Below are 20,878 nucleotides of genomic sequence, written 5' to 3'. Positions count from 1 at the left end.
ACGGGCTCAGCCCTGCGCGGCGGCGGCGATCGCGGCGGTCAGCACCTCGCGGCTGCGGCGCAGCGCGTGCTCGTAGCGGTCGGCGTGGTTGTACAGCTCCACGCTGACGTAGCCGTCGTAGCCGCCGCGCCCCAGCACCGAGAAGAAGCCGGCGAAGTCGATGTCGCCGTCCCCGGGGATCTCGTGGTGGTGCACCCGGCCCTTGATGTCCTCGACCTGGATGATCTTCGTATAGGGCAGGTTCCGCTCCACCGAGGCGAGGTAGTCCTCCTCCACCACCCGGCAGTGGCCGAGGTCCTGGGCGAGCGCGAAGCGGTCCGAGGCCAGCGCGTCGGCCAGCCGGGCGACCCCGTCGTTGCTCTCCAGGAAGAACTCCGGCTCGGGCTCCATCGCCAGCACCGCGGTGCCCGGACCGTCCAGCACCTGCCGGACGCCCTCGTCCAGCCACTGCCGGGCCTGCTCCTCGGCCACCTCGGGCTTGCGCTTGCCGGTGGCGAAGTTGACGTAGGGGATGCCGAGTTCGTCGGCGATCCGGACCGACCGCAGGACGAGGTCGACGCGGCGGGCCCGGCCCTCGGCGGTGGGGTGGATCAGCGAGGGCTCGAAGCGCTCCTCACCGAGCAGGTTGTCGGCGCCCGCGGCCAGGCAGCAGGCCGTCAGGCCGGTGCGCTCCAGGGCCTTGCGGATCGGCGCGGCCTCGGCGGGGCCGAAGGCGAACGGGTCCAGGTGGGCCGGGTGGAGCGAGAGTTCGATCCCCTCGTAGCCGGCGTCGGCGACCGCCTCGATCGCCCGCTCCACCGAGATCGTCCGCAGGCCGTTGGCGTTGTAGGCAAGCTTGACCACGACAGTTCTCCTTCTGGCTGGTGACGGTGGTGACGGTGGTGACGACGGTGACCGGCGGGTCCTGGCCGGCCGGTCGCCGGGTGCTGGTGCGCGGCCGCGTCGGTGCGCCGCGCCGGGGCTCCGGTGCCCGGGGGGCCGGTCACTTCTCCGCGGTGGCGTGCACGTGGAAGTCGTGCCAGGTGCGCAGCTCGATCCGCTGGAAGCCGGCGGCGCGCAGCATCTCCTCCAACTCGTTGAGGGTGAAGCGCAGGTGCACCTCCTCGGGACCGGCGCCGTCGGGCTGGCGGGCGTACCAGGCCTCGATCTCCCGGTTGCGCTCCTTGTCGGCGGTCTTGCGGTAGTCCGCCAGCGCCACCCGCCCGCCGGGGCGCAGCACCCGGTACATCTCGGCGATCGCGGCGGGCGCGTCGTCGGCCAGCTCGTGCAGGACGTAGGTGGAGATCACCAGGTCGGCGGCGGCGTCGGCGACGGGCAGCGGGACCACCGGGCTCACGGTGCGGGTCACCCGGTCGGCCACGCCCTCGCGGGCGGCCCGGCCGGCGAGCACCTCCAGCAGCTCCGGGCTGCCGTCGACGCAGTGCACCGAGCCCTCCGGCCCGACCAGCCGGGCGGCGGGCACGGCCGCGTAGCCGGTGCCCGCGCCGACGTCGACCACCTGCTGGCCGGGCGCGGCGCCGACGGAGCGCAGCAGGTCCTGCACCTCGCCGAGCGCCCAGCGCAGCGGGCCGTCGAGCCGGTAGACCGTCTCGGCGATCTCCGGCGAATGCGCGTCGTTCATGGATGACTCCTTCGGGAGGCCGAACGGGCCGTCCGGCCCTGCTGGGCCGGCGGTCGGGGGTGTGCGCGCGGTGCCCGGGCGCGTACGGGGGCGGTCAGGCCTCGGCGAGGACGCTCTTCAGCAGCGGCTCGGGCACCGGCGTCTCGTGGTCGCCGTCGACGATGTGCACCCGGCCTACCTCGGGCACCAGCACGAACCGCACCGCGCTGCCCGCCCGGCGCTTGTTGTCGCTGAGGATGACCTCGACGATCCGCTCCGGGGTGAACTCCCGGGGCACCGTGGTCGGACTGCCGATCAGGGTGCCCAGCAGGTGCTCCTGGCGCGCCAGCACCTCCGGGGCGGTGATCCCGAGCCGGATGCCCAGCCGGGCCGCGGCGCACATCCCGATGCCGACCGCCTCGCCGTGCAGCAGCGCGCCCCCGGAGAGGAACTCCACGGCGTGCCCCACGGTGTGGCCGTACTCCAGGATGATGCCGGCGCCGCGCTCGCCCGGGTCCTGCGCCAGGATGCCCAGCTTGCTGCGGACCACCTCGTGGCAGACCCCGAGCAGGTCGTCCCGGATGCCCGCCACACCGCCGGTCAGCAGGCCCTCCATCCGGTCGACCCACGCGGCGTCGTTGACCAGGCCGTTCTTCAGCGCCTCCACCAGCGCGCTGCGGTGCTGGCGCTCCGGCTCGCTGCGCAGCATCGCCACGTCGGCCCAGATGAACAGCGGTGCGTGGTAGACGCCGAACTGGTTCTTGCCGAGGGCGCCGTTGATCGCCTGCTTGTTGCTGAGGGTGCCGTCGGTGAGGTTCAGCATGGTGGTCGGGATCTCGACGAAGCGCAGGCCCCGGTAGACCATGGCGGCGGCCAGTCCGGCCAGGTTGCTGATCATGCCGCCGCCGAGCGCGCCGACGATCGAGTCCTTGGTGGCCCCGGCGGCCACCAGCCGTTCGCAGAGGGCGGTGAGCTCGGGCCAGCCCTTGACGCCCTCGCCCTCGGCCACGGTGATCAGGTTGACGGCGACGCCGGCCCGGCCGAGCCGGTTGGCGAGGTCCCGGCCGAACAGCTCGTACAGCGGCTGGCTGGTGACCAGGTAGAACTCGTCGAAGGCGTGCCGGCCGAGGTACTCGGGCAGCCGGTCGCCGATGGACTCGCCGAGATAGTACGGGCAGCTTGGGCTGGTCCCGCTGGACAGCTCGATGATGGTTCCGTCGGACACGTCGGTCCTTTCGTGCAGGGTGTCGGAACGGGTGGTGTCGGAACGGGTGGTCCTGGGGCGCGTGCGCCTCGCCCGGGCGGTGCCGGTGCGGGTGGTGCCGTGACCTCGGTCGTGCGCGGGGGTGGTGCCCCCGGTGGTGCGCGCGGCCCCGGGTACGCGGTGGCACGCTCCCGGCGTGCGCGGGCGGTGGTGCGGGGCCCGGCGGAGGGCCCGGTGACGGGTGCCTGTGGTGGGCGCGGGGCGCCGGTGGTCAGCGGTGCGCGAGGTAGCCGTCGAGGTCGAGCAGCCCGTTGCCGCTGACGCAGGCGACGATCACCTCGGCCCGCCCGGTCTCGCGGGCCAGGACGGCCCGGTCCACGGCCGCGCGCAGGGCGTGGCAGGACTCCGGCGCGATCAGCATCCCCTCGGTGGAGAGCACCAGCCGCCCGGTCTCGAAGACGTCCGTCTCCTCGTACGCGACCGCGTCCAGCAGCCCCTCGCCGCGCAGCACGCCGATCAGCGGCGAGCCGCTGTGCTGGCGCAGACCGCCGACGTGGGTCTCCGGGAGCTCGTAGTCCCGGCCGAGGGTGTACGACTTGCCGAGCGGGGTGACGCCCTCCGGGTCGGCGTGGTCGTAGCGCAGCGTGCCCCGGGTCAGCCGGGGGGCGCTCGCGGACTCCGCGCCGAGCAGCAGCAGGTCGTCGCCGCGCTCCGCCTTCTCGGCGAGGTAGGGGCCCATGAAGCCGCCCAGATTGCTGCCGCCGCCGACGCAGGCCACCAGCGCGTCCGGCCGCTCGCCGAGGGCGGCCAGCTGGGCCTTGGTCTCCTGGCCGATGACGGTCTGGTGGATCAGTACGTGGGCCAGGTTGCTGCCGGAGATGTAGCGGGTCTCCGGGTGCAGCGCGGCGTGGCTGATCGCCTCGCCGATCGCGGTGCCGAGCGAGCCCAGCAGGTGCCGGCCGTCGCGCAGCAGCGCCTTGCCGACCGGTGTCCGCTCGCTGGGGGAGGCGTGCACCTCGGCGCCGAGCATCTCGATCAGCGCCCGGCGGCCGGGCTTCTGGCGGGCCGAGACGCCGGCCCAGTAGATGACGGCCCTGAGGCCGAAGCGGCGCGCGGCCCAGGCCACCGCGTGGCCCCACTGGCCGGCGCCGGTCTCGGTGACCAGCGTGTCGACGCCCTGCTCGGCCGCGTAGTGGGCCTGGGCGATGGCCGAGTTGAGCTTGAAGCTGCCGGTGGGCAGCACGTCCTCGCGCTTGAGGTAGATCCGGGCCGGGGTCTCCAGGTAGCGCTCCAGGGCCCGGGCCCGCAGCAGCGGGGTGGGGCGTCCGATCGACGCCAGCTCCTCGCGCACCCGCTCCGGGATGGCCAGGAAGGGTTCGGTGGCACCGTCCTGGGCGCGGACGGCGTCGAGCCGGATCCGCTGCTGCAGGGCGAGCCGGGAGCCCCAGGCGTCGTGCTCGGCGCCCTCGGGCTCGCGGGGCGGCGGGACGGGGCCGGGCAGGCTGGGGACGAGGTTGAACCAGTGCGACGGGACCTCATGGGGGTCCGCTGCGGCCGGCACCGGCACGGGGGTCCACTGGGCGGCTGGAGTCACGATGCATCCCTCTCGTCATCCGGATGGGGGAACCGCGCACGTCAGTTCTCGCAGCGAAACGACCGGGTGAGAAGCGGTAGGAGCGTTGTTGACCGGCTCAGTCAAGCTTTGGATCGGTTGCCGGGGGAGTACTTGACCGCAACGGTGGAAAAGCGGTCCCGGACCGGCCCGCTCCTGGGTGAAGCCCGGGTCAGGAGCCCGGACCGACGGCGGGGCGGCGGCCCGGACCGTGCGACCGGACGCGCGGTGACCGTCGTCGCGCCGTCTCGTTCGCCCCTGCGGGGGCCACCGGTCGCCCTGTTCCACCGGCGCCCCGGGCGCCCCGATCCGCAGTCGTACGGGAGTTGTGCACCATGGGTACCACCGGCAAGGCCGAGAAGAAGACCGAGCAGAGGGCCGAGAAGGCAGAGCAGGCAGGGCAGTCCGGCAAGGCCGGGGAGAAGACCGGGAAGAAGGCCGAGAAGACCGACCACCGCAAGCTGGGCGGCGAGCTGTACCGTGCGAAGGCCGTCCCGCAACCGCTAGACGTCCCCGAGTTCGCCTTCCTGGCCCTCGACGGGACCGGCGACCCGCAGCAGAGCCCCGAGTTCGGGCCCGCCATCGCCGCGCTGTACGCGGTCTCCTACGCCCTGAAGTTCGCCGTCCGGGCCGACACCGGGACGGACTACGCGGTGATGCCGCTGGAAGGGCTCTGGCACAGCGACGACCCGCACTTCGACGCCGTCTCCGCCGACTCCTACGGCCCCGGCGCCCGGGCCGGCTGGCGGTGGACCCTGCTGATCCGCCAGCCCGTCCCCTACACCGACGCGCAACTCGCCGCCGCGCTCGCCAAGGCGGAGGCCAAGGCGGAAGGGAAGGCCGGGGCCGAGGCGGTCGGCCGGCTGCGCCGGGAGTCCTTCACCGAGGGCCGCTGCGTCCAGGTGCTGCACCAGGGCCCCTACGAGACCGAGCCGCGGACGGTGAAGCTGCTGCACGACTACCTGCACACCGAGGGGCTGCGCGAGGCCGGCCGGCACCACGAGATCTACCTCTCGGACCCGACCAGGACGGCCCCCGAGCGACGCCGTACCATCCTGCGCCAGCCGGTGTCCTGAGGCGTCGGCACACCCGGGTACGGACCCCTGACCTCCCGTGGCCGCCGTGGCGCACCTCCGTGCACCGGCTGCGGCCCGCTGGACAGCCATGGACGCCCCCCCTAGCATCGTGAGAATCCCCGTCAGGGCCAGGTGCCCGTCGGGGCCCGTCTTCGCCCGTCCCCGGGAGCCGCTGTCAGGGCGGCGTCCGTCCACCGGACATGCCACGGGGCGAGGTGGATCTGGACGTCTGACCCTGGCGCGCACGGGGGGTGACCGCGCAGGTAGGCATTGAGGTGCGATCGATTGTCATGCCATCGGTCGGTCAGGCGTCGGCTCCAACAGGCCCGGGCTCGGCTCCGGTCGCCCGTCGGACCCCGCCCGAGGGACCCGAGAAGCGGAGGGCTTCAGTCTGCTATGAAGATCGACACGCTGAGCAGCCACGACGAGCGTCTGCGCCGGGCCATCCCCCACATCGTGGCCCAGGTCAGGGACGGTGAGGCCGCCGTCTCGCTGGAGGAGCTGGCGATGGCCACCAACACCTCGCCCGACTACCTGCGCCGGGTCTTCCGGCACCAGGTCGGCGAGCCGATCCACCGCTACGTCCGCAGGCTCCGGCTCTCCCTGGCGGCCTACCGGCTGGTCTACGGGGACCGCACCATCATCGACATCGCGGTCAGCGCCGGCTACAACTCGCACGCGGCCTTCACCCGCGCGTTCCGGTCCGCGTACGGGATATGTCCCACCGACCTGCGCACCAACCCGCAGAACACCGCCTGGCCGACCGCCGGTGCGGCCGGTTCGGACATCCGGCCGGCCGCGATCCCGCAGCGCCGGGTCGCGTTCTACTCCCACCTCGGACCGATCGACAGCGCCGACACCGCCTGGGAGCGGCTGCGCGGCTGGCTCACCACCCACGGCCACTGCCCGGCCCGCTCCAAGGCGTTGGGCGTCTCCTACGACGACCCGGACTTCTTCATCGGCGCCCGGACCCGGCACGACATCTGCGTCCCGGTCTCGGACCGCTTCGACCCGCAGACCCGGGACGGGATGGGTGTCCAAGTCGTTCCCGCTTCAACAGGATTGGCGATGCGTCACGTCGGACCGCCCGAGCTGATCCCGTTCACCTACATGCACCTGGCGGTCAGCGCCGCCACCAAGGGGATGCAGCGCACCGAGCGCCCGCCGCTGCCGTACTACCTGGAGTTCTCCTCGTTCCCCTCGGCGCACCCCGAGCGCCAGGTCGCCGTGGACGTCTACCTGATGCCGCACACCCGCCGGAACTGAGCGCCGCGCACGCCCCGCGGCCCCGGGCGGTCGCCCGGGGCCGCGAAGCCGTGCCCGCGCAGTCCGTCAGGTGCTGTAGACCCCGACCTCGTGGAGCGAGTAGCCCCAGCTGGTGCCGCGCTGGACCCCGTGGACGCGGACGTACCGGGCCGGGACGCCGGTGAACCGCGCGGTCTCCAGCCCGCCCGCCCCCGTGGTGGTGGACCACACCGACTTCCAGGTGGCCCCGTCGGTGGACACCTCGATGCGGTACGCCTTCCCGTAGGCGCGTTCCCAGTCCAGCGTGACGCGTCCGACCAGGGTGGTGGACCCGAGGTCGAGCCGCAGCCACTGGTCGTCGTTCCAGTCGCTGGCCCAGCGGGTGCCGCCGTCGCCGTCCACGGCCCGGCCGGCCGCGTAGCTGACGAACGGGTTCCATTCGGTGGACGCGGCCGTGGCCGGGGCGCCGGCGGCCAGGTTGGTGCCGGCCCGGTGCTGTTCGGTGCTGCCCCAGGTGGTCAGGTAGGACTCGGCGCCCCGGAACAGGTCGTCCACCACGCCCTGCCCGCCGACCAGCCGGATCTCCTCCAGCCAGTCCGGGACGAGGCCGTAGTGCGCGGCGCCGTCCATGTTGTAGTCCCAGGTCCGCTCGCCGGTGGTCTGCCGGTCGACGAGCGAGCCGCCGTCGGTGGTGCGGAACGGGTACTGGACCGGGTGCGGGGCGTTCGCGCCGGGCGGCGCGGGCCAGCCGCCGAGGCCGTTCATGTCGGTGCCGTAGCCGTAGCCCACCCCGTACTTGTCGCGCAGCGCGTCAGTGCGCTTCGCCTCCGCGCTGAACGCCTCGGCGCCGTTCATGTACTGGGCGACGAAGCCGCCGAGCTTGTAGACGCGCTCGGTCCAGTCGAGGTCCATCCAGCTGTGCGAGGAGATCACGCCCGGGTAGGACGCGGACTCCAGGATGTCGAAGGCGCGGTCGGCCGCCTTGACGCTCATGTGGTCGACTTCCAGCATCATCTTGCGCTGCATCATCCCGCGCACGGCGTACTCACCGAGGTCGGTGAGGCCGCGGGAGTTGCACTGGGCGCCCGCCGCGTACGCCGGCACGGTCACCCCCGGCGGCAGCAGCTTCTCGGCCTCCGGTGCCGCGGCGAGGCCGATGGGGTTGTCGTGCTGCGGCCCGGCGCACTGCTCGGTGGTCCAGAAGGTGCCGGTGGACAGGAACTGGCCGGCGTTGATCGCCGTGCCGAGGGCGCCCTCGTCGAAGCGGACCCCGCACAGCGCGTTGTCGAACTTGTGGCACAGGAACATGCTGCGCACGCCCAGGCCGTACAGCTCGTCCAGGCCGCGGTCGATGTCGGCCTTGCCGCACTGGGCGACGTCCAGGATCTGCTTGCAGCCGAACGGCTCGGAGGTCTCCACGCCGAGCACGACGGCGAGCTTGCCCTGCGCGACGACCTGGCGGGCCTGCGCGCTGTCGGTGACGATCCGGAACCAGCCCTTGCCCGTCCCGCCGTACATCCGGTCGATGTAGGCCTGCAGGTCGTACGTCTTCTGCGCCTGGAGGCGGATGGAGTCCATCTCGTCGCAGCCGCGGTCCTTGAAGAAGTAGACCGAGCAGATCACCCCGTTGGTGACCAGGTCGTCGACCAGCACCCGCTGGCCGCCGCGCCAGGCCCGCTCGACCCAGGCGTAGTAGTTCTGCTCGTGGGTCAGCGAGTCGTGGGCCGGCCAGTCCTTGAAGGTGGGCCAGCCGACCGGGTCGTGCTTGCCGTCGCCACCCTTGGTGATCATGTCGAAGACCGCCAGCGAGCCGTCGGGGTAGTGCTCGGGACAGTCCTTGAGCGCGTCCGCGATCCCGGCCTCGGAGAACGTCTTCCCGCACAGGAGACGGCCGCCGAACGCCTCGTTGGACATCAGGTGGTCGTGCGCGTCGACGAAGCCGCGGACCTTGCCCTGGGCGTCGGTCCCGCGGAACGGCTCACCGGTGACGCCGATCTGCGAGTCCGGCGCGGGCCGGGCGACCGGGTTCCACCAGCCCGTCCCGCCCGAGGCCCCCGGCGCGGGGGCCGCGAACAGCAGGGAGAAGAGGGTGAGGAGCGAGGCCAGGGCCGTGACGATTCTGCGCCTGCGGTGCGGATGAGGGCGGGGCTGTGGGGGTTTCATCGGTCACCATTCGTGTCGTCGATGCAGGGACGACGGGGACGAACGACCCGCCGGCGCGGGGTGTTTGATTGTTTCGCGCCGGGCGACTGTCATGTCCCGCGTACTCGGTGCGATGAGAATCGCCACTGTTGGATTCTTAGTCAATAGCCCTGGACGGATGGTCCGTTGACGTGAAAGGCCGTGTTCGATGCGGTAGTTGACTGTCCGGTATGCGGAGACCGGCCGGGCGGTCTCGGATCGGCCCGGAGCCGCCCCGGGTGGTCGGGGAGACGGGCGGTGCGCGCGTGGGCAAGGGCTGTGCAGGGAGGGAGCACCGCTCGGCCCGACGGCGCCCTAGCGTTCCCGGTGTTCCGCACGGAGGCCCGGCCGACCCCGTGGCCGCCCCCGGCCCGGGCTCTCCGGTCCGGGCTCTCCGGCCCGGCCGTGACACCCCTTCAGAAAGGCGCCTCATGCCCACCATCACGCTCTCCGACGGCTCGCAGAAGTTCTACAAGGACTGGGGCACCGGTCGCCCCGTCGTCCTCTCGCACGGCTGGCCGCTGAACGCCGACGCCTGGGACGGCCTCGCCGTCGCCGTCGCCGAGGCCGGCTACCGGGTCGTCGCCCACGACCGGCGCGGGCACGGCCGGTCCGAGCAGACCTGGGACGGCAACCACATGGACCGGTACGCGGACGACCTGGCCGAGCTGATGGAGCGGCTCGACCTCACCGAGGCCGTCCTGGTCGGCCACTCCACCGGCGGCGGCGAGGTCGCCCGCTACCTCGGCCGGCACGGCAGCGACCGGGTGCGCAAGGCCGTCCTGCTCGGCGCCGTGCCCCCGCTGATGCTGCGCACCGAGGACAACCCCGAGGGCACCCCGATCGAGGCCTTCGACGGCATCCGGGCCGGCGTCGCGACCGACCGCTCGCAGTTCTACTACGACCTCAGCGAGGCCTTCTTCGGCTTCAACCGGCCGGGCGCCGAGGTCTCCGAGGGCAAGCGCCGCGAGTTCTGGCTGCAGGGCATGCAGGCCGGCCTCAAGGGCGCCCTCGACTGCGTCGAGGCGTTCTCGGAGACCGACTTCACCGAGGACCTCAAGAAGATCGACATCCCGGTCCTGGTCGCCCACGGCGACGACGACCAGATCGTGCCGATCGCCGCCTCCGCCGAGAAGAGCGTCGAGCTGCTCTCCCAGGGCGTCCTCAAGGTCTACCCGGGCGCCCCGCACGGTCTGGTCGGCGCCTACGAGGCCGCGTTCACCAAGGACCTGCTGGAGTTCCTCGGCGCCTGATCCGACGCCTGATCCGACGCCTGATCCGGTGGGGTGGCCCGCCCCGGCGGCCACCCACCACCCCCGCGGCCCCCGCACGCCCCGGACCTGCGCATCGGCGCAGGTCCGGGGCGTGCGGGCGTTGCCGGGCGGGCGCGAGCACGGCTGACGGCCGGTTAGCCTTGACCCTGCCCGGCGACGGGTCGCCGCCCGACGACCCAGGCCCGCCGGGTGCCGCGCCCCGGCGCGGACGGAACGAACGGCCGACCCCGCCGGGAGGGTCGCCGGCCCGGGGGAGCCGCGCCCCAGCGCGCCCGGCCGCCCCGGCTCGTCAGAACGACAGTCAGACGACCTAGGCACTCATCCGCTCCCTGCCGCAGGCTGGACGTGCGGGGCTTCGGCCGTGAACGCCGACAGAGAGGGGCAGCCAGGTGAACCTGCGGGTCACAACCGCCGCGGTGCCGGACGGGGAGAAGGCGGGGCACTGGGGCCGGGCGGTCTCGTACGCGCTGGCGCCGGTGGAGGTGGTGCCGCTCGCCGACGGCCCGTTCGACGGCCGGCTGGAGTCGCACCGGCTGGGCAGCCTGCGGGTGTCCACGCTGGAGGCGGACGCCACCCGGCTGTCCCGGACGCCGGGCCTGATCGCGCGCTCGGCCGGGGCGGAGGCGCAGGTGGCGGTGGGCGTCCAGGTGTCCGGCCACGCCGTGCTGACCCAGGACGGCCGCCGGGCCGAGGTCGCGCCCGGCGACCTCGTGCTGTACGACACCGCGCGCCCCTACTCGGTCGACTACCCGCAGCGCTTCCGCTCCCACGTGTTCCACCTGCCGCACCGGCTGCTCGGTGTGCCGGAGGCCGACATCCGCCGGGTGACCGGGCGGGCCGTCACCTCGCGGGAGAGCCTCGGGGCGGTCCTGCTGCCCTTCCTCGACACCCTCGCCGACGCCGCGCCCAGCTACCCGTCCGCCGTCGGGGACCTCCTGGCGGGCAGTGTCGCCGACCTGTTCCTCACCCTGGTCGGCGAGCTGGCGGGGCGCCCGGCCGCCGGCCCCGACGAGGCCGGCGCCCACCTCGTCCGGCTGGTCCGCGCCCACATCGACCGCCACCTCGGCGATCCGGGGCTGACCCCGCAGGGCATCGCCGACGCCCACCGCATCTCGGTGCGCTACCTGCACCGGCTCTTCGAGAACGAAGGCGTGACGGTGGGCCGGCTGATCCAGCGGCGCCGGCTGGAGGAGTGCGCCCGGGAGCTCGGCCGGCGCAGCCGCAGCGCGCCGACCGTCTCGGCGGTCGCCCAGCGCTGGGGGTTCGTCAACCCCGCGCACTTCAGCCGGGCCTTCCGGGCCGCGTACGGGACGTCCCCGCGCGAGTGGCGGGCGCGATGTACGGAAGAGGCGCGCACGGCCGGCTGACCGCCGTGCACGGAGCGGCGCGCGGGACCGGCTGACCACCGTGCACGGAGCGGCGCGCGGGACCGGCTGACCACCGTGCACGGAGCGGCGCGCGGGACCGGCCGACCGCCGTGCACGGAGCGGCGGCTTCCGGTGCGCTCCGGGTATGGTCCCGGGCCCGGCCGGTCCCTAAGGTGACGACGTGCCGGCCGGGCGCCCCGGGCCCCGGCCGGCACGCTCTCCGGGCACGGTGGCAGTACCCCCGGCTCGCCGCCGTGCCCGGACCCGCGGCGCCGGCACGCCGCACGCCGCGGCGCCGGGCGAGCCCACGACCACCGGGCGGGGCCACGCCCACCCGCGGAAGCCGGTCCGACCCGGCCGCTACGCCAGGAGCAGCACACCAGTGTCCGAGAGCACCACCCCCGAGGCCCCGGGCCCGATCCTGGACGACGGCCTCCAGGACTTCCTGGCCGCCCGCGCCCACGCCCGCCGCGTTCGGACGGCGGCGCCGCCCGGCGGGAGCGCGCCGGAGCCCCTCGACCTCGCCTTCCTGGCCGGGCCCCACCCGTCGGACGGCCACCGGGACACCGTCGCCACCCGGCTGGCGCTGCCGACACCGGCCGGTCACGTCCGGATCCAGGTGATCCGCCCGGTCGACGCCGCCCGGCCGACCCCGGTGGTCCTCTTCCTGCACGGCCTCGGCTGGGTGCTGGGCGACGCCGACAGCTACCGCCACCTGCTGCGGGAGTTCGCCGTGGGCGCGGACGCCGCCGTGGTCCTCGTCGACTACGGGCGCCCGCCCGCCGAGCGGTTCCCGGTCGCCGTCGAGCAGTGCTACGCCGTCGCCCGCTGGATCGCCGCGCACGGCCACGAGATCGGGCTGGACGGGAGCCGGATCGCCGCCGCCGGCGACTCCGCGGGCGCCAACCTGGTCGCGGCGCTCACCCTGCTCCTGCGCCGGCGCGGCGGCCCCGAGCTGCTCCACCAGGTGCTGATCTGCCCGGTGACCGACGCGGACTTCGACACCCCCTCCTACCGTGCCTTCGCCGACGGGTACTTCCTCCACCGGGCGGACATGCGCCGGTTCTGGGACGCCTACCTGCCCGACCCGGCCGGCCGGGCGCAGTCCCTGGCGGCCCCGCTGCGCGCCGGACTGGAGGAACTCGCCGGGCTCCCACCGGCGCTGGTGATCACCGCCGAGGCCGACGTGCTGCGGGACGAGGGCGAGGCCTACGCGGCCCGGCTGCGCCGGGCCGGGGTGCCGGTGGTGGCCACCCGCTACCAGGGCGTGGTGCACGGCTTCGTCCTGCTCGACTCGCACTGCCGCACCGATTCGGCCCGCTCCGCCCTCATCCAGGCCGTGGACACCCTCCACCTCGCCCTGCACCGCCGCTCCTGGTAAGCCGGCCGCTGCTGGCAGCCGGTGCCGGTGCGGGGCAGGACGGGGGCTCGTGCGGCACCGGCGACCGCGCAGTTCCTCCTGCTGTTCTTCCTGGTCACCCGCTGTCCGACCGGCTGGGATGGGAGGGCGGGCCGCGTCGCCCGCGCCCTTCCCTCACCCCGTGCCAGCACCCGGCCGCCCGGGACCACCCCGGCGGCCGTCGCAGGAGTACCGATGCCCGTCCTCGCCCCCGTCCCCGTCCCCGTCCTCGTCCCGTCCGGCCACGCCCCGTCCGGCCACGTCCCCTTCGCCGCGAGCATCGCCGGCCACCGGCTCGGCCCGCTGCGGGTCTCCTCGATCGTCGCCGGTCCGTGGCCGGCCGCGCACGGCCGCAGCGTGGTGCTGTGCGGCCGCGGCGACCACATCACCCTGGTGCTGCCGCGGCACGGCACGGCCGCGCTGCTCCTGGACGGTCACGGGGTGCCCCTGCGGCCGGGCGAGTTCGCCGTCGCCCGGACCGGCCGCCCCGTCGTCCTGGAGGTGTCGGAGGCCTTCTCCGGCACGGCCTTCCACTGGCCCCGGGCAGCGGCCGGAGTGGCCGAGGAGGACCTGCGGGAGCTGTCCGGCACGGCCTTCCGCTCGGACACCGGGACGGCCGCTCTGGTGGCCGCCTACCTGGACCGGCTGGCCCGCCCCGGGGTCGCACCGGAGCCGCAGGTGGCCGCCCGGCTCGCCGGTACGGCACTGGACCTGCTCACCGTCCTCGCCCACGAGCACCGCCGGCGGGCGGCCGGACCGGTGCCCGAGGAGGTCCTGGCCACGATCGCCCGGACGAAGGAGTACATCCTGCGCCGGCTCCCCGACCCCGGGCTCTCCCCGGAGGGGATCGCGGCCGCCCACCACTTCTCGGTGCGCTACCTGCACAAGCTCTTCCAGTACGAGGGCGTCACCGTGGGCCGCTGGATCCAGCGGCGCCGCCTGGAGATGTGCCGCCGCGACCTGGCCCGCCCGTCGGCCCGCCCCGCCACCGTGGCCGCCGTCGCCGGCCGCTGGGGCTTCGTCAGCACCAGCCACTTCAGCCGCGTCTTCCGCACCACCTACGGCCTCACCCCCCGCGCCTGGCAGTCCACCGCCCACGACCCCGCCACCCACCCGGCTCTCCCGGGCTGAGCCCGGTCGACCGGGGGCCGGACGGGATCAACGCGTCCGGAGGGGTGGCGGAGTGAGCGGCTCCCCGGCGCCGGCCGGGCGCGGACGACCGGTCGACGCCCCTTCCCGGTGGGCGAGGCCGAGGCGACGCCGGAGGTTCCGCAGCGGTCGTGGCGCCCACCAGGCCCAGTGGCCCAGCAGCTTCATGCTCGCCGGTACGAGCACCGCCCGGACCAGCGTCGCGTCCACCAGGACGGCGATGACCAGGCCGAACCCGATCATCTGCAGCAACGCGACGGAGGAGGTCAGGACCCGCAGACCACGACCACCAGCAGCAGCGCGGCGCTGGTGATGATCCGGCCGGTCCGCTGGAGGCCGAGCGCGGTGTGTGCGGGGGCTCCTGTGCAGGAACTGCAATGTCCGTGGCCTGGCCTGGTACGAAGCGCTCCCGGGCGAGCTTCGGACCTGGGATCACGGCAACGGCTATCTGGCCGATCCTCCGGCACGCAGGCCGGAGGCCGCAGTGCTGTTCGAAGGCGACCTTGAGGGCGTACGTTCCCGCGACGGCTCGTTCGCCGGGTGGCGTTCCGATCGACCACTGCGGACCGCGCACGAGGCCCCGAGCCGGTAGCAGAGAGCAGCTCCGCCGTGCCGGACACCTGGGGGTCGCCCCGAGACGCTCGGGCAGGAACGAGTCCGGCTCCGTCGGCGCCGCGCCAGGGTCACTCCTTCAGCGCCGTCAGGGTGGCTTCCAGTCGGGTGGCTTCGGTGAGGCGGGTGGGGTCGGCGGCGGATTCGGCGAAGGTTCTGGCTTCGCGGGCGGCGGTGAGGGCGCGGTCGTGGTGGCCGAGGGTGGCCAGGGCCTGGGCCTGGCCGAGGGCGGCGATGGCCTGGAGGAGGGGGACGGCGACGCGGGCGCCCACGGTGCGGGCTTCGGCGTAGGTGCGCTCGGCCTCCTGGGCGCGGCCGAGGGCGAGCAGGGCGCCGCCCCGCTGGGACAGGGCGTTGGTCCGGGTGAAGTCGCCGATGTGCGCGGCGGGTGCGGTGGCCGGGTCGGCGAGCAGGGCGAGGATGGTGTCGGTGGTGGCCACCGCGTCCGCGTGGCCGCCGGTGCCGGCCTGGGCCGAGGCCAGGGCCAGCAGGGCCTGGGGGCGGCCCTCGCGGTCGCCCGCCGTCGCGAAGAGTTCGGCCGACCGCCGGGCCCGGGGGACGGCGTCGGCGGGCTCGCCCAGCCGGTTGGCGGCCGCCGCCGCGTAGAAGTGCGCCCACGCCTCCTGGGTGACGTCCCCGCCGCGGCGGGCGAGTTCGGCCGCCTGTTCCGCGATGGCGGACGATTCGCGGGGCTGGTGCGAGCAGTAGTGCACCGCCCAGGCCAGGTAGTTGGCGTGGGTGGCCGCGAGGACGTCGTCGCCCAGGGCGTGCGCCGCCGTGCGGGACAGTCCGAAGACGGTGGGCCAGTGGCCCCAGTTGGTCCAGCGGTCGGAGAACCAGTGCATGGACTCCGCGGTCCGGACGACGTCGGTGTGCCGGCCGGCCGCGGCCGCGGCGCGCAGGGCGGTCAGCCAGTTGGCGCTCTCGGCCTCCAGCCAGGCCTGCGCGGCCCGCGCCGAGCCGAAGCCGACGGGTGCCGCCGCGCGGCCGGCCGGCGGCGGTCCGGGCTGGAACCACTGCCCGGCCTCCGCCGCCGCGTCGAGCAGCCAGCGGTACAGCGCCGCCTCGGCGGTGGCGACGTCCCGCGGGGTCTCCTCCTCGTGGAGCCGCTCGCGCGCGTACAGCCGCAGCAGGTCGTGGAAGAGCAGCCGGTCGCCGGCGGTGTGCCCGAGCAGGCCGAGGTCGAGGAGTTCGTCGAGCATCTCCTCGACCGCGTCCGGCCGCAGACCGGTGAGGGCGGCGCCGGCGCCGGTGTCGAAGTCCGCCCCCGGGACGAGCGCGAGCCGGCGGAAGAGGCGCCGCACCGGCTCGGCCAGCTGCTCGTAGGAGAGCCGGAACGCCGAGCGGATGCGCAGGTCCCCGGCGGTCAGGCGGCGCAGCCGGAGGTCCTCGTCCCCGAGCCGTTCGGCGAGGCCGTCCGCGCTCCAGGCGGGCCGGCTGAGCAGCCGGTTCCCGGCGATGCGCAACGCCAGCGGGAGGTGCCCGCACAGCTCCGCGATCCGCGCCAGCGCTGCCGGGGCGGACCCGCCCGCCGGCTCGTCCTCGCGCTGGGCGAGGATCGCGCCGAGCAGCGCGGTGGCGGCGCCGACGGGCAGCGGCGCCAAGAGGAGCCGCCGGGCGTGTTCGATCCCGGCGAGCGTGCGGCGGCTGGTCACCCAGAGCCGGCCCGCGCCCGGGCCGGGCAGCAGCGCGCGGACCTGGGCCTCGTGGGCGGCGTTGTCCAGGACGACGAGGGCCTCCCGCTCCCGCATCAGCCGGCGGTAGAGCCCGCGGCGCTCGTCGGTCTCGCCCGGCAGGTCGCGTTCGCGGACGCCCAGCGCCCGCAGCAGGCGGCCCAGGGCGTCGTGCGGGGTGACCGGCTCGGCGTCCAGGCCGCGCAGGTCGACGAAGAAGCAGCCGTCGGCGAACCGGTCGGCCAGCCGCGCCCCGGCGTGCACGACGAGTGCGGTTTTGCCCAGTCCGGGCGCGCCGGAGACGATCGAGACCGGTGGACCGGCCGGGGCGCCGGCGGTCCGGGCGAGCCAGTCGGTCTCGGTCTCGCGGCCGGTGAAGTCGGGTACCGCGGGCGGCAGGTCGCAGAGCCCGGTGGCCTCGGCGGCCGGGTGCCGTCGCCGGCCGGCGCGGGCCGCGCCCAGCAGCGTCCCGCTGGCGGCCGGGGCGAGCCCCAGGGCGGTGGCGAGGGCCTGGACGGTGCGGGCCTGGGGGCCGCGGCTGTGGCCGCGCTCCATGTCGCCGATGGCGCGGGCGCTGACGCCCGAACCCTCCGCCAGTTCCTCCAGGCTCAGCCCGGCGGCGTGGCGGTGCGCGCGCAGCAGCGGTCCCAGGGCCGGAACGTCCGGCTGGCTCATCTGACCCCCCGATAGGTGAGGGATCATCGTACCGGCCCACGGCTCTGACCTGCGACGACCCGGTTTCCGGCCGGTGGGGCGCACCCCCCGGGTGTCCCGCGGCGCGTCCCACCGCCGGGCCCCGCCCCGCCCCCGGGCCCCGCCCCGCCCCCGGGCCCCGCCCCACCGCCGGGCCCCGGGCCGCCGCCGGCCGAGCGGCGGCCCGGGGCCCCGGCGGCGCCGGTGGCGTCACCCGGCGGCGGCTCCGGCGCCCTCCGGCAGGAATCCCGCCACCCGGGTGCCCAGCCCGCGCTCGCGCGCCTGCCGGTGGACCAGGCCCGCCAGGGCGAGGTCGAGCGCGCCGAGCCCGAACGGCGAGAAGACGGTGACGCCGTCCTCGGTGCGCCGGTAGGGCTCGTCGGCGCGGAGCACGGCGCCGAGCGAGGTGGAGATGAAGTCCCGGTTGCCGACCAGCTCCTCGGCCAGGTGCAGGGACGTCCGCTCCCGGCAGACGTGGTCGGCGTCGTCGACCACGTTGACCGCGCCCAGGATGCTCTCGGCGGTCAGGTCGCGCAGGGACACGTGCAGCACCAGGGTGCCCGGCCGGCAGGCCTCGGTGGTCAGGTGCGGGGTCCCGGCGGTGGTGGCCAGGCAGACCAGCCGGTGGGCTGCCATCGCGTCCTCGGCCGTCTCGGCGACGGCCGTCTTGAGCCCGGGCCAGCGGGCCTCGCAGCGGGCGGCGAAGGCCTCCGCGCGGGACCGGTCGAGGTCGAACACGGTGACGGTGCCGAGGTCCGGCAGGACCGCCCGGAGGTAGTTCAGGATCTCGAAGCCGATCACGCCGCAGCCGATCAGGGTGGCTCCGGTCTCGGGGGTCTCCGAGGTGAGGACGGACGCGGCGAGGGCGGCGCTGGCCGCCGTCCGCCGGGCCGAGATCAGCGAGCCCTCCAGCAGGGCCTCCGGGTGCCCGGTGGCCATGGAGTTGAGGATCACCGCGGCGGAGGCGCGCTCCCGACCGGCGGCGGTGTTGCCGGGGAAGGAGGAGATCCACTTGATGCCCGCCACCGGGACGTCCTCGCCGAGGTAGGCGGGCAGTCCGATGATCCGGTTGCGCGGGTCGTCGGGAAAGCGGAGGAACACCGAGTGCGGCAGGGCCGTGCGGCCCCGGTCGTGCAGGACGTAGGCGCGGCGGACGGCCGCGACGACCTCGCTCTCGGCACCGTCGAGGACCTGCCGGACCTCCCCTGCTCCGAGGATCAGCATGGTGCCACCTTCATCGCGTACTCCTTCTCCTTCCACAGGTGGGACACGTCGCCGAAGTGGCGGGCGACCCATTCGTCGTTGTAGATCGTGTCGAGGTACCGCTCGCCGCGGTCGGGCAGGACGACCGCGCAGCGCGAGCCGGCGGGGATGCGGTCGGCCATCAGGTCGATCGCCGCCACCAGCGCGCCGGACGAGCCGCCGGCCAGGATGGCCTCGCGGCCGGCGAGCCGGCGGCAGCCGACCACGCATTCGAGGTCGGTCACGTGGACGACCTCGTCGGCGAGGCCGTCGCGGTAGAGCGCGGGCCGGACGGCCGCGCCGTGGCCGGGGATCAGCCGGGAGGTCGGGACGCCGCCGAAGATGGCGCTGCCCCTGGCGTCCACCGCGACCACGGTCACCGGCAGGCGCAGTTCGCGGACCTGCTCCGCGCAGCCGCGCAGGGTGCCGCAGGAACTCGTCGCGCAGAACAGGTAGTCGATCCCGCCGGGGACGGCGTCCAGGATCTCGCGCATCGTCCGCCGGTGCGCCTGGGGGTTCAGCGGGTTGGCGTACTGGTTGGGCCAGTAGGCGCCGGGGATGCGGGCGGTCAGCTCGCTGATCCGGCGGATCCGGACCGGCAGGTACTCGCCGGTCACCGGGTCGGTCTCCTGGACCACCTCCACCTCGGCGCCGAGCGCCCGCATGATGGCGATGTTCTGGCGGTTGGTGCGCGGGTCCACCACGCAGATGAACCGGAGCCCGTAGTAGGAGCAGACCTGGGCGAGTCCGATCCCGAGGTTGCCGGAGCTGGATTCGACGACCACGGAGCGGCCGGGCACCAGCGCGCCGGTGCGGATCCGTTCGCGGAGCATCTCCAGCGCCGACCGGTCCTTCATGCTGCCGCCGGGGTTGAACGCCTCCAGCTTGGCGTAGGTGGTGAAGTGTCGGCCCGGGGCGAGCTTGGCGAGTTCGACCAGCGGGGTGCCGCCGATCGTGCCGAGGACGCCGGCCGGCCGGTCGTCAGGTGCCGGCATGATGGCCTCGCCCCGTCGGATCGGGGCGCGGCCCGAGCATGGTGCGGAACACGCTAGTTCCTCCTGTCAGCACTGGATCGAGGGGTGGTCCGGCCGTCGCCGTCGGGGCCGGGGGTGTGGCCGCGGGGGAGCGCGGGGACCGGGGGAGCGGCCGGGGCGGCGGCCGCCGGCGGAGCGGTACGGCGGCGGGGGTGGCGCCGCCGGGTCACGGGTTCGCCGGGCCGGGCACGGTGCGCACCGTGCGGGCGACCGAGGCGGCGACGGCGAGCAGCACCATCCAGCCCGCCAGGGCCACCGCGGCGGTCCGCGCGCCGGCCGAGTCGAGCAGCAGGCCGCCGAGCAGCGAGCCGATCGGCAGGGCCCCGTTGGACAGCGTGCTCATCGCCGCGAGCACCCGGCCGCGCAGCCGGTCGGGGGTGATGCCCAGCTGGTAGCTGCCGAGCGCCACGTTCCACAGCGGCCCGACGAACCACATCGCCGCGTAGGCGGCGGCGAGCGTGAACGGGTCGCGGCTGACGGCGATCACCACCATCAGCACGGCCCAGGCCCAGTTCGCCGCGATCACCAGGGCGCTGAGGCCCAGGCGGCGGGCGAACCAGGGGGCGGCCAGCGAGCCGGCGAGCCCGCCGGCGCCGGCGACCCCGACCATCAGGCCGACCCCGGCCGAGGACGCGCCGACGTCGGTGGCCAGCACGATGGCGACCAGGAACAGCGCCCGGAACATCAGGTTGCTGCCGGCCACCAGCAGGGTGGTGGTGCGCAGGAAGGGGTGCTTCCAGAGCCACCCCAGGCCCTCCCGGACCTGCTCGCGCATGGTGCCGGTGCCGGCGGACCGCTCGGCCTCGAACTCCTTGCGGATGAACAGCAGGCCGGTCAGCGAGACCAGGTAGGTCAGCGCGTCGGCGACGAACGGCACGGCCCGGCCGAGCCCGAACAGGATGCCGCCGAGCGGCGTGCCGAGCATCACGGCGCCCCGCCCGCGCGCCTCGTTGCGGGACAGCGCCAGCGAAAGCTGGCCCGGTGCCACGACGTTGGGGACGGCCGCGTGCGCGGCGAGGCCGTGGAAGACGGTGAGCGCGCCCTCGGTGAACCCCACCACCAGCACCAGCGGGAGGCTGAGCAGGTCGAGCGCCGCCGCGCCGGCGATGACCGCCGCGCCGAGCGCGCGCAGCGCGTCGCACCAGATCATCAGCCGCCGGCGCGGCCAGCGGTCCACCAGGGCGCCGGCCGGCAGCTGGAGCAGCAGGGCGGGCAGCAGCGCGACGAAGCCGGCGAGCCCGGCGTCGAACGGCGAGCCGGTGAGGGCGAGGACCAGCAGCGGGTAGGCGATGGTGGTCGCGGTCGAGCCGAGCAGGGAGACGGCCGAGCCGCCCCACAGCAGCAGGAAGTCGCGGTTGCGGTGCAGCGGGACCACGGCTTCCGTCCCGGCCGCGTCCGCCGGGCCGGGTGGATCGGCCGCGTCCGCCGGAGCGGGTGGATCGGGCGGGTCCGGCGGCCGGGTCTGCTCGTCCGCCGGAGCCCGCGTGTCGGGGCTGGTCATCTGTCACACACCTCGC

At 74.9% G+C, this 20,878-nt stretch carries 16 protein-coding genes; 6 read left to right on the top strand and 10 right to left on the bottom strand.

Going from position 1 to position 20,878, the window contains the following annotated elements; translation table 11 throughout:
* Window positions 1-6: 6 nt before the first annotated feature.
* The 4 genes from OG618_RS06900 to OG618_RS06885 all read right to left on the bottom strand — a co-directional run bounded on the left by OG618_RS06900 (window position 7) and on the right by OG618_RS06885 (window position 4,398).
* Window positions 7-843 (bottom strand): sugar phosphate isomerase/epimerase family protein, encoded by an 837-nt coding sequence (locus OG618_RS06900; protein ID WP_329486342.1) that lies wholly within the window; start codon window positions 841-843, stop codon window positions 7-9.
* A 139-nt stretch (window positions 844-982) separates the two neighbouring features.
* Window positions 983-1,621: a class I SAM-dependent methyltransferase gene (locus OG618_RS06895; protein WP_329486341.1), complete on the bottom strand. Its 639-nt coding sequence runs from the start codon at window positions 1,619-1,621 to the stop codon at window positions 983-985.
* A 94-nt stretch (window positions 1,622-1,715) separates the two neighbouring features.
* Window positions 1,716-2,825 carry a 2-deoxy-scyllo-inosose synthase gene (locus tag OG618_RS06890; protein ID WP_329486340.1) on the bottom strand — a complete coding sequence of 370 codons (1,110 nt, stop codon included), beginning with the start codon at window positions 2,823-2,825 and terminating at the stop codon, window positions 1,716-1,718.
* A gap of 250 nt (window positions 2,826-3,075) precedes the next feature.
* Window positions 3,076-4,398: a TrpB-like pyridoxal phosphate-dependent enzyme gene (locus OG618_RS06885; RefSeq protein WP_329486339.1), complete on the bottom strand. Its 1,323-nt coding sequence runs from the start codon at window positions 4,396-4,398 to the stop codon at window positions 3,076-3,078.
* Between the two features lie 353 nt (window positions 4,399-4,751).
* Between OG618_RS06885 and OG618_RS06880 the strand changes: the two genes are divergently transcribed.
* Complete coding sequence (locus tag OG618_RS06880; RefSeq protein WP_329486338.1) at window positions 4,752-5,492, top strand: GyrI-like domain-containing protein; 741 nt, start codon at window positions 4,752-4,754, stop codon at window positions 5,490-5,492.
* 396 nt (window positions 5,493-5,888) lie between these two features.
* Window positions 5,889-6,758: an AraC family transcriptional regulator gene (locus OG618_RS06875; RefSeq protein WP_329486337.1), complete on the top strand. Its 870-nt coding sequence runs from the start codon at window positions 5,889-5,891 to the stop codon at window positions 6,756-6,758.
* 66 nt (window positions 6,759-6,824) lie between these two features.
* On the opposite strand, the gene OG618_RS06870 is transcribed toward OG618_RS06875, so the two are convergent.
* Window positions 6,825-8,900 carry a galactose-binding domain-containing protein gene (locus tag OG618_RS06870; protein ID WP_329486336.1) on the bottom strand — a complete coding sequence of 692 codons (2,076 nt, stop codon included), beginning with the start codon at window positions 8,898-8,900 and terminating at the stop codon, window positions 6,825-6,827.
* Window positions 8,901-9,349: 449 nt separating this feature from the next.
* Between OG618_RS06870 and OG618_RS06865 the strand changes: the two genes are divergently transcribed.
* The 4 genes from OG618_RS06865 (at window position 9,350) to OG618_RS06850 (ending at window position 14,089) form a co-directional block, all read left to right on the top strand.
* Entirely contained in the window at window positions 9,350-10,171 is an 822-nt protein-coding gene (locus OG618_RS06865) for an alpha/beta fold hydrolase (RefSeq protein WP_329486335.1), read from the top strand.
* A gap of 410 nt (window positions 10,172-10,581) precedes the next feature.
* Window positions 10,582-11,559 carry a helix-turn-helix domain-containing protein gene (locus OG618_RS06860; protein ID WP_329486334.1) on the top strand — a complete coding sequence of 326 codons (978 nt, stop codon included), beginning with the start codon at window positions 10,582-10,584 and terminating at the stop codon, window positions 11,557-11,559.
* 382 nt (window positions 11,560-11,941) lie between these two features.
* A complete protein-coding gene (locus OG618_RS06855; RefSeq protein WP_329486333.1) occupies window positions 11,942-12,940 on the top strand; it encodes an alpha/beta hydrolase in 999 nt (332 codons plus the stop codon).
* 213 nt (window positions 12,941-13,153) lie between these two features.
* A complete protein-coding gene (locus OG618_RS06850) occupies window positions 13,154-14,089 on the top strand; it encodes a helix-turn-helix domain-containing protein (RefSeq protein ID WP_329486332.1) in 936 nt (311 codons plus the stop codon).
* A gap of 27 nt (window positions 14,090-14,116) precedes the next feature.
* Here the strand turns inward: OG618_RS06850 and OG618_RS06845 are convergent, their stop codons facing one another.
* The 5 genes from OG618_RS06845 to OG618_RS06825 all read right to left on the bottom strand — a co-directional run bounded on the left by OG618_RS06845 (window position 14,117) and on the right by OG618_RS06825 (window position 20,862).
* A complete protein-coding gene (locus tag OG618_RS06845; RefSeq protein ID WP_329486331.1) occupies window positions 14,117-14,359 on the bottom strand; it encodes a hypothetical protein in 243 nt (80 codons plus the stop codon).
* Between the two features lie 431 nt (window positions 14,360-14,790).
* Window positions 14,791-17,067 carry an ATP-binding protein gene (locus tag OG618_RS06840; RefSeq protein ID WP_329486329.1) on the bottom strand — a complete coding sequence of 759 codons (2,277 nt, stop codon included), beginning with the start codon at window positions 17,065-17,067 and terminating at the stop codon, window positions 14,791-14,793.
* Window positions 17,068-17,295: 228 nt separating this feature from the next.
* On the bottom strand, window positions 17,296-18,309 hold the full coding sequence (gene sbnB, locus OG618_RS06835; protein ID WP_329486328.1) for a 2,3-diaminopropionate biosynthesis protein SbnB: 1,014 nt from the start codon (window positions 18,307-18,309) through the stop codon (window positions 17,296-17,298).
* A complete protein-coding gene (gene sbnA, locus OG618_RS06830; protein ID WP_329486327.1) occupies window positions 18,303-19,322 on the bottom strand; it encodes a 2,3-diaminopropionate biosynthesis protein SbnA in 1,020 nt (339 codons plus the stop codon). The genes sbnB and sbnA overlap by 7 nt, the downstream gene beginning before the upstream one ends.
* Window positions 19,323-19,527: 205 nt before the next feature.
* A complete protein-coding gene (locus OG618_RS06825; protein ID WP_329486326.1) occupies window positions 19,528-20,862 on the bottom strand; it encodes an MFS transporter in 1,335 nt (444 codons plus the stop codon).
* Window positions 20,863-20,878 lie beyond the last annotated feature (16 nt).

Origin of the sequence: Kitasatospora sp. NBC_01246 (assembly GCF_036226505.1) — a bacterium.
Lineage (GTDB): Bacteria > Actinomycetota > Actinomycetes > Streptomycetales > Streptomycetaceae > Kitasatospora.
The sequence above is the reverse complement of the archived record's forward strand: the minus strand, read 5'-3'. Positions and strand labels throughout refer to the sequence as shown.